The sequence below is a fragment of the Mycobacterium sp. MFM001 genome (assembly GCF_003402475.1).
Taxonomy (GTDB): Bacteria; Actinomycetota; Actinomycetes; order Mycobacteriales; family Mycobacteriaceae; genus Mycobacterium.
In genome coordinates this window covers 418,105-432,136 of the sequence record NZ_BFAB01000002.1, presented here as the reverse complement: position 1 = coordinate 432,136, position 14,032 = coordinate 418,105, and the positions used below count along the sequence as shown (strand labels likewise).

General features: G+C 65.9%; 15 protein-coding genes. 6 read left to right on the top strand and 9 right to left on the bottom strand.

Annotated features, from left to right (window positions below):
* Nucleotides 1–61: 61 nt before the first annotated feature.
* On the bottom strand, nt 62–1,255 hold the full coding sequence (locus MFM001_RS05575) for a PPE family protein (protein WP_116374396.1): 1,194 nt from the start codon (nt 1,253–1,255) through the stop codon (nt 62–64).
* 11 nt (nt 1,256–1,266) lie between these two features.
* Nucleotides 1,267–1,566 (bottom strand): PE family protein, encoded by a 300-nt coding sequence (locus MFM001_RS05570; RefSeq protein ID WP_116374244.1) that lies wholly within the window; start codon nt 1,564–1,566, stop codon nt 1,267–1,269.
* Nucleotides 1,567–1,840: 274 nt separating this feature from the next.
* Between MFM001_RS05570 and MFM001_RS05565 the strand changes: the two genes are divergently transcribed.
* Both MFM001_RS05565 and MFM001_RS05560 read left to right on the top strand, forming a co-directional pair.
* Nucleotides 1,841–2,506, top strand: coding sequence for a TetR/AcrR family transcriptional regulator (locus tag MFM001_RS05565; RefSeq protein WP_116374243.1), 666 nt, complete (start codon nt 1,841–1,843; stop codon nt 2,504–2,506).
* A gap of 81 nt (nt 2,507–2,587) precedes the next feature.
* Nucleotides 2,588–3,247, top strand: a complete 660-nt coding sequence (locus tag MFM001_RS05560) for a TetR/AcrR family transcriptional regulator (protein WP_116374395.1) — start codon at nt 2,588–2,590, stop codon at nt 3,245–3,247.
* Here the strand turns inward: MFM001_RS05560 and MFM001_RS05555 are convergent.
* Nucleotides 3,241–4,863, bottom strand: a complete 1,623-nt coding sequence (locus MFM001_RS05555; RefSeq protein WP_116374242.1) for a GMC oxidoreductase — start codon at nt 4,861–4,863, stop codon at nt 3,241–3,243. The two genes, MFM001_RS05560 and MFM001_RS05555, sit on opposite strands and share 7 nt — an antisense overlap.
* A 205-nt stretch (nt 4,864–5,068) precedes the next feature.
* Between MFM001_RS05555 and MFM001_RS05550 the strand changes: the two genes are divergently transcribed.
* Nucleotides 5,069–6,262, top strand: a complete 1,194-nt coding sequence (locus MFM001_RS05550; RefSeq protein WP_238158925.1) for an alkane 1-monooxygenase — start codon at nt 5,069–5,071, stop codon at nt 6,260–6,262.
* 142 nt (nt 6,263–6,404) lie between these two features.
* On the opposite strand, the gene MFM001_RS05540 is transcribed toward MFM001_RS05550, so the two are convergent.
* From MFM001_RS05540 to metG, 5 genes are all read right to left on the bottom strand, one after another.
* Entirely contained in the window at nt 6,405–6,956 is a 552-nt protein-coding gene (locus MFM001_RS05540; RefSeq protein WP_116374241.1) for a serine acetyltransferase, read from the bottom strand.
* A 66-nt stretch (nt 6,957–7,022) separates the two neighbouring features.
* Nucleotides 7,023–7,577 carry a serine acetyltransferase gene (locus MFM001_RS05535; protein WP_116374240.1) on the bottom strand — a complete coding sequence of 185 codons (555 nt, stop codon included), beginning with the start codon at nt 7,575–7,577 and terminating at the stop codon, nt 7,023–7,025.
* 61 nt (nt 7,578–7,638) lie between these two features.
* Nucleotides 7,639–8,001: a PAS domain S-box protein gene (locus MFM001_RS05530; protein WP_116374393.1), complete on the bottom strand. Its 363-nt coding sequence runs from the start codon at nt 7,999–8,001 to the stop codon at nt 7,639–7,641.
* 134 nt (nt 8,002–8,135) lie between these two features.
* Complete coding sequence (locus MFM001_RS05525; RefSeq protein WP_116374239.1) at nt 8,136–8,441, bottom strand: hypothetical protein; 306 nt, start codon at nt 8,439–8,441, stop codon at nt 8,136–8,138.
* A 189-nt stretch (nt 8,442–8,630) separates the two neighbouring features.
* Nucleotides 8,631–10,181: a methionine--tRNA ligase gene (gene metG, locus MFM001_RS05520; protein ID WP_116374238.1), complete on the bottom strand. Its 1,551-nt coding sequence runs from the start codon at nt 10,179–10,181 to the stop codon at nt 8,631–8,633.
* 18 nt (nt 10,182–10,199) lie between these two features.
* Between metG and MFM001_RS05515 the strand changes: the two genes are divergently transcribed.
* From MFM001_RS05515 to rsmA, 3 genes are all read left to right on the top strand, one after another.
* Nucleotides 10,200–11,045: a TatD family hydrolase gene (locus MFM001_RS05515; protein WP_116374237.1), complete on the top strand. Its 846-nt coding sequence runs from the start codon at nt 10,200–10,202 to the stop codon at nt 11,043–11,045.
* A 149-nt stretch (nt 11,046–11,194) separates the two neighbouring features.
* On the top strand, nt 11,195–12,322 hold the full coding sequence (locus MFM001_RS05510; protein WP_202864130.1) for a resuscitation-promoting factor: 1,128 nt from the start codon (nt 11,195–11,197) through the stop codon (nt 12,320–12,322).
* Entirely contained in the window at nt 12,286–13,206 is a 921-nt protein-coding gene (gene rsmA, locus MFM001_RS05505; RefSeq protein ID WP_371685251.1) for a 16S rRNA (adenine(1518)-N(6)/adenine(1519)-N(6))-dimethyltransferase RsmA, read from the top strand. Before MFM001_RS05510 ends, rsmA begins: the two co-directional genes overlap by 37 nt.
* Here rsmA and MFM001_RS05500 read toward each other — a convergent pair.
* Nucleotides 13,203–14,003: a serine/threonine-protein kinase gene (locus tag MFM001_RS05500; RefSeq protein WP_116374236.1), complete on the bottom strand. Its 801-nt coding sequence runs from the start codon at nt 14,001–14,003 to the stop codon at nt 13,203–13,205. The two genes, rsmA and MFM001_RS05500, sit on opposite strands and share 4 nt — an antisense overlap.
* Nucleotides 14,004–14,032 lie beyond the last annotated feature (29 nt).

Here is a 14,032-nt window from a genome sequence, read left to right as displayed (position 1 = left end):
TCATAAACCGGGTAGGCATGGAAATCTCCTTTGGTAGTGGGACATTGACGTGAGTGCTGCTTTAGACGACGCCGCCGTATCCGGCGGACGGTGGGCGTGCCATCACGGTGGGAACCAACCCGTAGCGGGGGCCGGGGGTGCTGCCCGGAGCGCTCGCCGCTGTCCGCGGCAGGCCGCCCAACACGCTGGGCGGTGTGCCGGTAAGTGGGTTCGCGCCCGTGCCCGGCATCGCTGCACCGGCGGACGTCAGCATGCCCGTCTGCACCGACGTGCCCCAGCTCGGCGGCACGGACAACGGCCCCAGCGAGGCCGCCTGACCGACGCCGGCCAGCACGCCCGTGTTGCCGATGCCGGATTCCAGTGCGCCCGCGGCCCCTTCGGCGGCCTCCCACGCACCGGCGGTCGTCAGGCCCTGCAAGGTCTGCGCCATCCCCAGCACGCTGGACAGTGCGTAGAGCGGCGTCGCCGACACCATCAAGTAACCGGGAAGCAAGCTGGGCCAGTCGTTCATAATCCCGGAGAGCCCCGACGAGCCCGACCCGCCTATCACCGAACCCCACGGGGTGGTGATGCCGGTGGACGACGACGACGTCGCCGCGGCCGGCGACGACAGTTGCTGCAGCGCATTGGGAATCGACGAGATCAGCGGCGACAGCGCTGTCTGCTGTGTGGCCGAGACGCCGGTCGCGTGGGCGACCGCGGCGCCCTGGGTGGCCAGCCCGACGGGGTTGGTGGTCTGCGGTGGTGACGTGAACGGTGACAATTGGGTTGCGGCGGCCGAGTTTGCGGCGTAGCCGTACATTGCCAACGCGTCCTGAGCCCACATCTCGGCGTACTGCGCTTCGTTGGCGGCGATTGCGGGGGAGTTGATGCCGAAGAAGTTCGTCGCGGTCAGCGTTGCCAACTGCGCGCGGTTGGCCGCGACCACCGCCGGTGGCACCGTCATCGCGAACGCGGCGTGATAGGCGTCGGCGGCGTCGCGGGCCTGTACTCCCGCTTGTTCGGCCTGTGCCGCCATCCCCGACATCCAGGTGGCATATGGCGCGGATGCCGCCGCGGTGGACGCCGACGCCGGGCCGCGCCACGGTCCGCTGGTCAACGCCGAGATCACCGAGTTGTAAGTGGATGCCACGGAATGCAATTCGGCAGCCAACCCGTCCCAGGCAGCCGCGGCCGCCAACATCGACTCCGACCCCGGACCGGCATACATCCGGCCGGAGTTGACCTCCGGCGGCAACGCGCCGAAATCGAGCACTGCGACCATCCCTAGCCGGCCGCCACCGCGTTGGCGGCTTCGGTCGCCGCATACGACCAGGCGCTGGTGCCCAGCGTGTTCACGAACATCTCGTGGATCGCTTCGGCCTGGGTGCTGATCGCCTGATACATCTGCGCGTGTGCGGCGAACTGGGTCGCCGTCAGCGCCGACACCTCGTCGGCGGCTGCAGGAACCACACCGGTGGTCGGGGCCGCCGCCGCGGCGTTCTGGGTGCTCATCGCAACCCCGGTGCCATGCAGGTTGGCCGCCGCCGACGTCAACGCGTCCGGCTGGGTGGTCACGAACGACATGCGCTTCTCCTTACGGGGTGGGCCAGGTCGATCGGCAGACCGACAACATGCTGAAAGGTCATATTACATACTTTTCGGATGTTGCACAGCCTAGAAAGTAACTGAGGGTATCCCAGGCGACGCGGAGTGAGCGCCTAAGCTAAGACGTGGCAGTCGACCAGCGGCTGCCAGCACTTGGCCCCACGCTGTGTCCAAGGGAGATGCCACCCATGAAGCCGAGGGTCGCCGTGAATATCGTCGGCCATGCCGCGGGGGATCCGTGGGGTGTCTCGTCATGAGCCAGCCGACCGACAGCCGGGCCGACACGACCCGGCAGCAGATTCTGAAGGCGGCTGCACACCAATTCGCCCAGCGGCCGTACCACGATGTCGGGCTCGACGACATCCTGGCTGACGCCGAATTGACCAAGGGCGCAATGTATTTCCATTTTCGCTCGAAGCATGCGCTGGCTTTGGCGATCATCGAGGAGCAAGCCGTCGCAGGCACCGCGGTCATCCGTGACTTGATCACCCGGAGGCTTTCTGGACTGGAGACCCTCGTCGAATTCACGTACCTGATCGCGGTTCAGGACGTCACCCAGGACGTGGCCCGGGCCGGCTTGCATCTGCTGGAGACCGTGGGCAGGGCCGAGAAGTTCCAGGCCAGGCTGTTGAAGGACTGGATTGACGCGCTGGCCCGCGTCGTTCGGCGTGCGATTACGGAGGGGGACATCGCCGAGCACTGCGATCCGCAGGATGTCGGCCGCATGGTCGTGTCGCTGTATTTGGGATTGCGTCACGTCAGCGATCTCGACGAGCCGGAGCAATTCCTGCTGGAACTCGAGAAGACCTGGGCACTGTTGTTGCGCGGCATGGTCAAACCGGACCGTTTCAACTACTTCAGCCAATTCGTCAGGCGACGCACGGCGCTGGCAATCCGCACCGCGACCAGCAGCTGTTAGGCTTGCCCGCGCCGGCCGGAATGTGAGACGCCGAAGGTCCGGATTCTTGAGTAGCTGGACGGAACTCCGGAGGTGCAGGCGATGGCGCGCCAGGTTCGATCGGAAGCCACCCGGCGAAAGATCCTCGACGCCGCAATCGAGGTGTTCGGCGAAGTCGGCTATGCGAGCGCCGCGCGCGCCGCGATCATCGAGCGCGCGGGAATGACCAAAGGTGCTCTCTACCACCACTTCGAGTCGATGGATTCGCTGGCGTCCGCCATCATCGAGGAAGGCTCCGGTGTCGTCCTCGGCACCTTCCGCGCCATGTGCGAATCGTCGTCGCCCGGGCTGGAGAACATGATCCACGGGATGTTTGCGGCCGCAGAGGTACTGGCATCGGACAAGGTCGCCCGCGTCGCCGAGCAACTGACGTTTGCACTCGGCGAATTCAACGAATCGGCCGCCCGCGTCTACGCAAACTGGTTGGAGGCCATGGCTACTGAGGCCGGCCGGGCAAGCGCGGAAGGCGACTTGAAAGAAGGCCTCGATCCGGAAGCGGTCAGCGAGTCGATCGTCGGCGCGATGCTGGGCACCCGGCTGCTGTTCAGGGCAACGTCGGATGGCGACCTCATCGGTCAGTTGAGCCGAATGTGGGAGCTACTGCTTCCCGCCGTCGTGGCCGACGAGTCGTTGCCGTATTTCCGTGAATTCCTCGCCCGGGAGGCGCTGCGGCGCAACGGGTCGCCGAATGAAAGTCACTGACGCCCCTGCAGGATTCCCTCGATGTTGCGTTCGGCGAGTGCGGTGATCGACATGAAGGGATTACAGCCCAGGTAGCCGGGGAGTAGCGACGCGTCGTTGACGTAGAGCTTGTCGTATCCCTTGACCCGTCCGTAACTGTCCGTGGCCCTGCCGCGGACACAACCGCCCATCGGGTGAACGGTGTTGGGCGCGAATACGTTTCCGTCGAATATGTCGTCGCGGTAGTCGACGCCGTTCGCCAGGGTCACCTTGTCGAAAACCGCCCGCGCCTTCGAAGTCAAGTTCTCGGTATAGCCTTGCGGCCAGTCGATGCTAATCGAGTCCGACCGCCGGTCGTAGGTGATATCGGCACGGTCACCGGTCTTGACCATCACGTAGTAGCCCAGCGTGAATGTCTCCACTGGCAACGGAAGTGAGAACATGCTGGCATACACCGGATTATCCGGATCGTCGCGGCCGTCGAGGTTGATCATGCCCATCAGGGATTGCTCGGTACCCGCCGGATCGCTCTCGTTCAACGAGTGGGCGACCATGATGTCCCCATTGTTGCCGTAGCCGCGGCCTATTTCCTCGCTCAGGTTGGGCAGTGTCCCGGTGTCGCGGGCTTTCAGCAAGATCTTGGTCGTGCCCAGCACGCCTGCGTTGAGATGCAACTGGTCACAACCGAATTCCTCACGCGCGATCTCGTTGCCCCAGCGGTCGATCTCGCGGGTGGACACCACATACTCGCCGTCGGGCTCCCGGCGGACATCGGTGACCTCCGTCAGGGGTTTGAGGCTGACCTTGCCGGTCGCCAGCGCGTCGCCGATGTAGGTCTGGTCGACGCTGCCGAACCGGCCGTTGTTGTTCCCGTACTGCTGCTCGAATGCGAGTGCTGACCGCTCAACCTGACCCGCTTCTTCGTATTTGATGTACGGAAAGGAAAAGGCGCTGCCGTTGTAGTCCACCGAGTATCCGGCTGCGGCCGCATACTGCCTTCCAACCCGCGCGTACTGGAAACACGGTGTCTGCTCGAACCACCGCATGTCGCGATGGTTGATCAGCAGCATGTCCTTGGCCCGCTGCATGTACGGTCCCAGGAACTGTGCCGGGTCGATGTCGGGAAAGGTTTCCCGGACCTGAGCCGCAGTGGGGATGGCGGCGATGGCCGCGTTGACCATCGACCCGCCGCCCACCGCGATGCCGCGGAAGACGTTGTGCGAGCCGTGCACGACCTTGTCGCAGATTCCGGCCTGCACGGGTTGGGGCGACGGCACGTGGTCGGCGACCGAGTTGATCGAGACCCCGCGAAACGACGGGACCAGGCTCGGTGGATGCCGGGTGAACCAGCCCGCGCGGGTATCGGGGGGCAACATCTTCGAGAATCGCTTGCCGTCTTCGTCGCGGGCGTCCCAGAGCCTGCCCTTTTCCAGGATCAGGGTCCTGACACCGGCCTGGCCGAGCCGCAGGGCCGACACCCCGCCGCCGTAGCCGCTGCCCACCACGATGGCGTCATAGTGCGGCCGCACGGTCGGCCGATGTCGGCTCAGTTGGAACTCGGCGGCTCCGGCACCGGCGGCCGCCGCCGCGGCCATGGCGCCCAGACCCAGGAAATGGCGTCGGGAGAGAACCATCATGCGCCCCACCTGCTCCGATTCAGTGTTCGCGGTAGTCGGTTGCGGTCGCCGCGCGGTGCCCACGGACTCGCCAGCGACCCAACTCAAACTCTCCGATTTAACCAATAATCAGTCAGATAGTATCGAATAAGGGTGTTTTAGCGTAACCAAGTCGTGATAACTTCCAGAAATGGGCTATCTGAATCGAATGACACCATCCGGCACCATGCCCATGGCGACCTCGAACCGCGCCTGGCGCGACGCCAAGAAGTACTTGTGGCTCCTGGGGTCGATAGTGCCGGGGTTCGTCGCCGCATCATGGCTTGCCGTGCAGATCAGCGGGCTTGGCGTGTTTTGGTGGATCGCCCCGATCGTGACATTCGGGATCATTCCCGTCCTCGACCACGTGGTCGGTCCCGACGCGGACAACCCGCCCGACAGCGTCGTCGCGCAACTGGAGGACGACCGCTTCTACCGTTGGGCCACTTACCTTTACCTGCCCAGCCAATACCTGTCGCTGCTTTTCGCCTGCTGGTTGTGGGCCGGTGGCGGCTGGCTCACCATGACGTTCGTCGACAAGCTGGGGTTGATGGCGACGGTCGGAATCATCGGCGGTGTCGCGATCAACGTCGCACATGAGTTGGGGCACAAGCGACCTCAGGCCGAGAAGCGATTGTCCAAGCTGGCACTCGTGCAGAGTTGGTACGGACATTTCTTCGTCGAGCACAACCGCGGACATCACGTGCGGGTCGCGACGGCCGACGACCCGGCAAGCTCGCGGATGGGAGAGACGCTGTACTTCTTTATTCCGCGATCGGTCGCGGGCGGCGTCCGCTCCGCCTGGCGGCTGGAAAGTGAGCGCTGGGCGCGGGCGGGGCAGTCGCGGTGGACTCTCAAGAACGACGTGCTCAGCGCCTGGCTGGCCAGCTTTGCGTTGTTCGCTGTGCTGACTGTCTGGTTCGGTGCTGTCGTGGTGCCCTGGCTGATCGGACAGGCGGTGATCAGTTTCTGCCTGCTCGAGATGGTCAACTACATGGAACACTATGGGCTGCAACGTCAGAAGCTGCCCAACGGACGATACGAACGGGTGCGTGCCTCGCACAGCTGGAACAGCAACACGGTGATTGCCAACGTGTGCCTGTTCCATCTGCAGCGGCATTCCGATCACCATGCTCACCCGTTGCGCCGCTATCAGGCACTGCGCCACACCGACGAAGCACCGCAATTCCCGGGCGGCTACGGGACCATGCTGCTGTTGGCCCTGCTGCCCCCGTTGTGGCGCCGCGTGATGGACCCGCGGGTGCTCGATCACTACGGCGGCGACATCCGTCTCGCCGGCCTGTGCCCGCGACACGAAAAGCGGCTGCTGGCGCGCTATCTGCCGGCGTCCGCCGGCGCCGAGCGATCGTGCGTCTCCTGATGTCGGACTGGTTGCGGCTCTTTCGCGGCCTGCAGTGGTTGGCTTACGAAGCGCGGGTGCAGATTTCGCTGCGCTGGAACCGCGGCCACATTCGCACTCACCCGAGAAGAAGCGCAGCCATCCAACGCTGACCGGCCGGCTACTAGTCCGCGATGGCGGCGATCGGGCGGTGTGTCCTGACGATCCGGGCCGGAACGCCGGCTACCTCCACGTCGTCGGGAACGGATTTGGTGACCACTGCGCCCGCCCGGACACCGACACGACTGCCGATGTCTGCTCCGAGGACCATTGCGAGCGGATAGAGGTAGACGTCGTCTCCGATGACTGGGACCTTGCCCTTGGCTTCCCCGATCGTCACCCCTTGGTGGATGCGGCAATTGGCGCCGATGCGCGCATTGCAATGCACCCAGACCGGACCCGGGTGGGCGATCGACAGACCGGGACCGCACACGTTGCGGGATATGTAGAAACCGAACCGTTCACCGAGCAGCTTGGTCCGCAGTTGCAGCCAGGCGGCGACTGCCCGCCCGAACGGGGTCCGGGCTGTGTTCGTCCAATACTCCGACTTGCGCAGCAAGCGCTGGAAGTAGGCCGGCCGCTGCAGGAAGCGGTCACGAAACCGCCATCGTTCGAGGCCGTTGGCTTTCATATCCGCTGCGAGATAGGCCTTCAGGTCCTCACGGGTCCTGATCACCGGGCTACCGTACTACAAGTATTCCAATAGCGCCATAGTGATACTTCAGGTCGGATATGCGCGGCCTCAGCCTGCCACGACCGCGCCGGCGCGGGGTGCGGTCGGGACGATCCGAGCCGGCACCCCGGCCACGTCGACGTCGTCGGGAACCGTTTGGGTGACCACGGCGCGCGCCCGGATGCGAACTCGGTTGCCGATGTCGGCACCGACGACCATTGCGAGCGGATGAATCGTGACGTCGTCGCCGATGACCGGGACCTTGCCTTTCGCTTCCCCGATCGTCACGCCCTGGTGGAGGCGGCAATTGGCGCCGACGCGCGCCTGGTAGTGCACCCAGATGCCGCCGGGCTCGGCGATCGACAGGCCCGGCCCGAATACGTTGCGCGGGATCATGAATCCGAGGCGTTCACCCACCAGCCGCGTCCGCAGTTTGAACCACAGCACCACGACCCGCCCGGCCGGTGTGCGGGCCGTGTTCGACCAGTACTCGGACCGGCGCAACAACCGCTGGAAATGGGCGGGCCGGTGCAAGAACCGGTCGCGTACTCGCCAACGCCGCAGGCCGTGGGCGGCCATATCCGCCGCGAGGTAAGCCCGCAGGTCTCGCCGAGTCTGGATCACACCCGAACAGTACTAGAAGTACGATTATCGGCGTTAACTACAACTTACGGTTTGTCGGCTTTCAGCGTTCCTCGGCCCAGAGTTGCTCGGTCAGGTCCTGGAACGTCGCGAGCGCGACCTTGTCATCGGAGCGCCGCAGTGCCGACCTGCTCATCAGCGCCCTGACCGTCGAGCCATCGCGGTGTGCCAGTTCGACGACCATGTTGGCCAATGCGTGCACGACGGAAAGCACGGACTCGGCCGCCGGCACGTGGTGAAAGATCTGCTCGAACTTCAACGACAGGACTTCTTCCGTGCTGTAGCCCAACATCTCTGCGAACGCGGTGTTGGCGAACAGAATGGTCCCGTCCTGCGTGACGGCGAGAACGGGAATCGGGATACGCTCCAGCACGACCGGGGCGGGCAACTGCTCCAGGGTGACCATCGGTGATTGGCTGGGCCAGTTTTGTCGCCGCTCCACCCAATGATTATCGGGCATGCCGGAAGCACCCATCACCGCAATTCGCCGGATCCACATGTCCGGTGACTCGGTCGATCGATCTCGGCAGAAGTCATCTCTCATAGCGTGTTCAGCGCGTCCTTGATACGTCGTTTGACGGCGTCAGGGTGAGCTTGCACGTCGTTCCATCTGAACATGGCCTCATAGGCAGGGCCGTCAGTGCTTTGGAATCCCAGCGCGGCCACCATCGCGTCCTTGCGGGCCTGCACATCGTGGGCGCACTGTCTGCGCAGCATCCGCACCATGCAGGCCATCACGCAGCCGCCCCTGCCGTACCTGACCGACGCCGATTCCCAGCCGGTGTCCAATTCCGCCAGCAGGTTGTCCAGGTCATGCTGCAGAGTTGACCGCTCAACGGTGGCCATGTCAGCCCCCTCGCGTCGAGTCCGTTCCCCGCAGGTGTGCGGCGCCGCGAGCGGAACGGACCGAAGTTCGTCGCTTTAGTGATGGGAGTGACCAGGACACTCAGAAGGCACTATGACATACCATATGAACGATATACAAGGGATTGCATAGCGCCCAGTATTGGCACCGCGTCGATAGCCGCTGTGCGCCTATGTCTCGTCGGTTTGGTAGCGCGGGAACACCGCGGTCGGTGCCGGCAGCCGGGTGCCGGGCGCCAGCCGGGTGCCGATCGCGGCGAACGTCCGTTGCTCGGGCGGCTGGCCGAGCAGGTCGAGCAGCTTGCCCGCCGACTCGGGCAGTACCGGCTGAATCAGCAGCGCCGCGATGCGCACCGCCTCGCACGTCACGTACAGCACGGTGGCAAACCGTGCCTGGTCCGCCGTCGACTCGCTTTTGCGCAGCACCCACGGCTGTTGCGCGGAAAAATACTTGTTCGCCGCGCCGAGCATCAGCCAGACCGCTTCGAGCGCCAAATGCATTGCCTGCGCGTCGAATTCGGCGCGCACCCGATCCAGCAGCCCGTCGGCCGTCGCCAACAGCTCCCGGTCGTCGGCGCTGAACTCACCGGGCTCGGGCACCACGCCGTCGAGGTTTTTGGCCACCATCGACAGCGAGCGCTGCGCCAGGTTGCCCAGCTCGTTGGCCAGGTCGGTGTTGATCCGGGTGATCATTGCCTCGTCGCTGTAGCTGCCGTCCTGGCCGAACGGCACCTCGCGCAGCAGAAAATAGCGCACCTGGTCGACCCCGAACGTGTCGACCAGCGCAAGCGGGTCCACGACGTTGCCCACCGACTTGCTCATCTTCTCGCCACGGTTGAGTAGAAAGCCGTGCGCGAAAACCCTTCGGGGAAGCTCGATTCCGGCCGACATCAAAAACGCCGGCCAGAACACCGTGTGGAACCGGATGATGTCCTTGCCGATCATGTGCAGATCGGCCGGCCAGTAGCGGCGGAACAACTCGGACTCGGTGTCGGGATAACCGACGCCGGTCAGGTAGTTGGTCAGCGCGTCGACCCAGACGTACATGACGTGGTCGGGATGCTCGGGCACCGGCACACCCCAGTCGAACGACGTGCGCGAGATCGACAAATCCCGCAGCCCGCCCGAGACGAAGCTGACCACCTCGTTGCGACGCACCTCCGGTGCGATGAAGTCGGGATTGGCCTCGTAGTGGGCCAGCAGTTTGTCGGCATAGGCGGACAGCCGAAAGAAGTAGGTCTGCTCCTCGGTCCACGTCACCGGAGCACTGCTCTCGATAGCGACCCGGGAGCCGTCGTCGAGCAGCCTGGTCTCCGACTCGGTGACGAACCGCTCGTCGCGCACCGAGTACCACCCGGAGTAGGTGTCCAGATAGATGTCGCCCGCGTCGGCCATCCGCTGCCAGATCGCCTTGGAGGCTTCCAGGTGGTCCGGGTCGGTGGTGCGGATGAACCGGTCGAAGGAGATATTCAACCGTGCCTGCAAGGCCTGGAACACGTCCGAATTGCGCCGAGCCAACTCGGCGGTCGGAATGCCCTCGGCGGCGGCCGTCTCCACCATCTTGAGGCCGTGCTCGTCGGTGCCGGTCAGAAAACGGACGTCGAAACCGTCGAGTCGTTTGAACCGGGCGATCGCGTCGGTGGCGATGTACTCGTAGGCGTGCCCGACGTGCGGTTCGCCGTTCGGGTAGGTGATCGCCGTGGTGACGTAGTAAGGCCTCATCGGAAATCACCCTATTGTGTGCGCGTGGGTTCCAACCGTCCGGCGCCGCCGCCTCCGGAGCCGCTGACGCCCTTGGTCGACGCGCACACCCACCTCGACGCGTGCGGTGCTGCCGACGCCGACGGGGTCCGTGCGATCGTCGACCGCGCCGCGGCCGTCGGCGTCGAAGCGGTGGTCACTATCGCCGACGACCTGGCGTCGGCGCGCTGGGTGACGCAGGCCGCCGAGTGGGACCCGCGGGTGTTCGCCGCGGTGGCGCTGCACCCGACCCGGGCCGACGCGCTCACCGACACCGCCCGCGCCGAGATCGAGCGACTGGCCGCTCACCCGCGGGTGGTGGCAATCGGCGAGACCGGCATGGACCTGTATTGGCCGGGCCGGCTGGACGGCTGCGCGGAGCCGGACGTCCAGCGCGAGGCCTTCGCGTGGCACATCGACCTGGCCAAACGGACCGGCAAACCGCTGATGATCCACAACCGCGACGCCGACGCCGAGGTGCTCGACGTGCTGCGCGCCGAGGGCCCGCCCGAGACGGTGATCTTCCACTGCTTCTCGTCGGATGCCGCGATGGCACGCGCCTGCGTCGACGGCGGCTGGCTGGTCAGCCTGTCCGGCACGGTGAGCTTCCGCAACGCCCGCGCCCTGCGGGAAGCCGTCCCGCTGGTTCCGGTCGGGCAGCTGCTGGTGGAGACCGACGCGCCGTTTCTGGCGCCGCATCCCTACCGTGGCGCTCCCAACGAACCGTATTGCCTGCCTTACACTGTCCGATCGTTGGCCGACTTGCTGGGCCGCCCCGCCGAGGAACTCGCGCGGGTCACCACGGCCAACGCGCGCCGCGCCTACGGGTTGGCAACCGTTAGTTAAGAGTCCAGTAAGAGCGTGTCTCTGGAGTTGCCGTATGTAGGCCGGTTCGTTACCGTCTTGTGATCGTACGGGTGGGGCCGAAAGGCCCCTTTGCTGTGTCAGTGGGTTGTTGCCGGAGTTGTTGCTGAGGTCGGGGATTTACACGCGTGTTGAACGTACTCACCAGGCTGCACCAGACCCCATCACCGATTCTGCGGCTCCTTGTCGCCGCGCTGCTGTTGGTGCTGGCCGTTGCCGGGGGCATGGCGATCGCCGCTTACAAGACCGTGACGCTCAGCGTCGACGGCACGGTGATGAAGGTGACGACGATGAAGTCACGGGTCATCGACATCATCAAGGAGAACGGCTTCGACGTCGCCGAGCGCGACGACCTCTACCCGGCCGGTAGCGAGCGGGTACACGACGCCGAGTCCATCGTGCTGCGCCGCAGCCGGCCGCTGGAGATCTCGCTCGACGGCAAGGACACCAAGCAGGTATGGACCACGGCGTCCACCGTCGACGAGGCGCTGGCCCAACTGGCGATGACCGACACCGCTCCGGCCGCGGCCTCCCGCGGCAGCCGGGTGCCGCTGGCCGGGATGGCCCTGCCGGTCGTCAGCGCCAAGACGGTCGAGGTCGACGACGGCGGCAACGTGCACAACGTGCACCTGGCCGCGGCCAACGTCGGAGACCTGCTGAGGCGCGCCGGTACGCCGCTGGAGCCCAGCGACCAGGTCAACCCCGGCGCGACGGCGCCGGTCGTCGACGGGATGCACATCCAGGTGACCCGCAACCGCATCGAAAAGGTCACCGAGCGAGTGCCGCTGGACCCGCCCAGGCGTCGTATCGAGGACCCGGAGATGAACATCAGCCGGGAGGTCCTCGAAGACCCCGGCACCCCGGGCGTCCAGGACGTCACGTTCGCGGTGGCCAAGGTCAACGGCGTCGAGACCGGCCGGTTGCCGGTCGCCAACACGGTGATCACCCCGGCCCGCGAAGCGGTCGTTCGGGTCGGCACCAAACCGGGCACCGACGTTCCGGAAGTGACCAACGGCGACATCTGGGACGCGATATCGCGGTGTGAGGCCGGTGGAAACTGGGCGATCAACACCGGAAACGGGTATTACGGCGGTGTGCAATTCGACCAGAGCACCTGGGAGCGCAACGGCGGGTTGCGCTTTGCTCCGCGTGCCGACCTCGCCACCCGCGAAGAGCAGATCGCTGTGGCCGAGGTGACGCGGGCACGCCAGGGCTGGGGGGCGTGGCCGGTGTGCAGCGGCAGAGCGGGTGCGCGCTGACCATTCGGCTGCTCGGGCGCACCGAGATCAGGCGGCTGGCCAAAGAACTCGAGTTTCGGCCACGGAAATCTCTGGGACAGAACTTCGTCCATGACGCCAATACCGTGCGCCGGGTGGCGTCGTCGTCGGGCGTGCACCGCAACGACCATGTCCTCGAGGTCGGCCCGGGTCTGGGTTCGCTGACGCTGGCGCTGCTCGACCGCGGCGCCACGGTCAGCGCCGTCGAGATCGACCCGGTGCTGGCCGGCCGGCTACCACAAACCGTCGCCGAACACTCGCACAGCGAAGTCGACCGGTTGCGGGTGCTCAACCGCGACGTGCTGTCGATCGGTCCGGCCGACCTCGAGGGCGAGCCGTCGGCGGTGGTGGCCAACCTGCCGTACAACGTGGCCGTGCCGGCGCTGCTGCACCTGCTTGCCGAGTTCCCGTCGATCCGCACGGTGATGGTGATGGTGCAGGCCGAGGTCGCCGAACGGCTGGCCGCCGAACCCGGCGGCAAGGAATACGGCGTGCCCAGCGTGAAGGTCCGGTTCTTCGGGCGGATCCGCCGCCACGGCATGGTCTCGCCGACCGTCTTCTGGCCCATCCCGCGCGTGTATTCCGGATTGGTCCGCATCGACCGCTACGAAACCTCGCCGTGGCCCACCGACGACGCCTTCCGCCGCAGTGTCTTCCAGCTGATCGACATCGCATTTGCCCAGCGGCGCAAGACATCCCGCAACGCGTTCGCCGAGTGGGCGGGCTCGGGAAACGAGTCGGCGACCCGGCTGCTGGCGGCCAGCATCGACCCGGCGCGCCGCGGTGAGACGCTGACCATCGAGGACTTCGTGCGGCTCTACCAGCGTTCCGGGGGCACCACGCAGCCGCACGCCTCGGCAAGCTAAGCAGCTACCGCGCGGGTGATGTGCTCGACGAACTCCGCGCAGGACTGGTAGCGCACCTCGGGGTCTCGGGCCATCGCCCTGGCCACCACCGTGTCGAATGCGCGCGACCCCCAGTCGACCCTGCACGATATCCGCGGCGGGATGCCACGCAGATGCGCCTTGACCAGTTCCTCGGAAGTGTCGGCCGCGAATGGCGGTGCGCCGGTGAGCAATTCGACCGCGCAGCACGCCAGCGCGTACTCGTCGGTGGCGGCCGTGGGGGAGTGCCCGCGCAGCATCTCCGGCGCCACATACGGCAGCGACGCGTGCAGCTCCTTGGGGCGACGGAAGACATCGTCGACGACGGCGTGCGCCACGCTGAAGTCGATCAGGCACGCGCCGGTGCGGGAAAAGTCCTTGGCGACAAGGATGTTGGTCGGTTTGACATCGCTGTGCACGATGCCCTCCCGGTGCACGTAGTCCAGCGCATCGGCGATCTGCGCGAGCGCGGTCAGCCGGTCCTCGATCCGCTGCAGGTCGGTGGATTTGCCGCCGTCGACGAATTGCATCGCCAGCCAGAACGGCCCGCGCTCGTACATCGTCACGATGTGCGGATGGCGCAGCCGGTGCGCGAAGTCGAATTCGCGGGACAGCCTGGCCTGCTGCGCCGGGCCGCGGTGCTCCTCGCCGAGCACCTTGAGCGCAACGGGCCGCTCCGGGTGCGCCGCAACGTGCGCCCGATACACCGTAGCGTGGCCGCCGCGGCCGACCTCACGGTCGACGACGTAGCCGCCCAGATGCCCGCCGGCGTCAACCATGGCCGTCAACCATGCCCACAGCGTAGGTT

Coding starts and splice junctions, on each gene's coding strand:
- MFM001_RS05570 (WP_116374244.1), bottom strand. CDS start 1,566: ATGTCGTTCGTGACCACCCAGCCGGACGCGTTGACGTCGGCGGCGGCC.
- MFM001_RS05565 (WP_116374243.1), top strand. CDS start 1,841: ATGAGCCAGCCGACCGACAGCCGGGCCGACACGACCCGGCAGCAGATT.
- MFM001_RS05560 (WP_116374395.1), top strand. CDS start 2,588: ATGGCGCGCCAGGTTCGATCGGAAGCCACCCGGCGAAAGATCCTCGAC.
- MFM001_RS05555 (WP_116374242.1), bottom strand. CDS start 4,863: ATGATGGTTCTCTCCCGACGCCATTTCCTGGGTCTGGGCGCCATGGCC.
- MFM001_RS05550 (WP_238158925.1), top strand. CDS start 5,069: ATGCCCATGGCGACCTCGAACCGCGCCTGGCGCGACGCCAAGAAGTAC.
- MFM001_RS05530 (WP_116374393.1), bottom strand. CDS start 8,001: ATGGTCACCCTGGAGCAGTTGCCCGCCCCGGTCGTGCTGGAGCGTATC.
- MFM001_RS05525 (WP_116374239.1), bottom strand. CDS start 8,441: ATGGCCACCGTTGAGCGGTCAACTCTGCAGCATGACCTGGACAACCTG.
- metG (WP_116374238.1), bottom strand. CDS start 10,181: ATGAGGCCTTACTACGTCACCACGGCGATCACCTACCCGAACGGCGAA.
- MFM001_RS05500 (WP_116374236.1), bottom strand. CDS start 14,003: ATGGTTGACGCCGGCGGGCATCTGGGCGGCTACGTCGTCGACCGTGAG.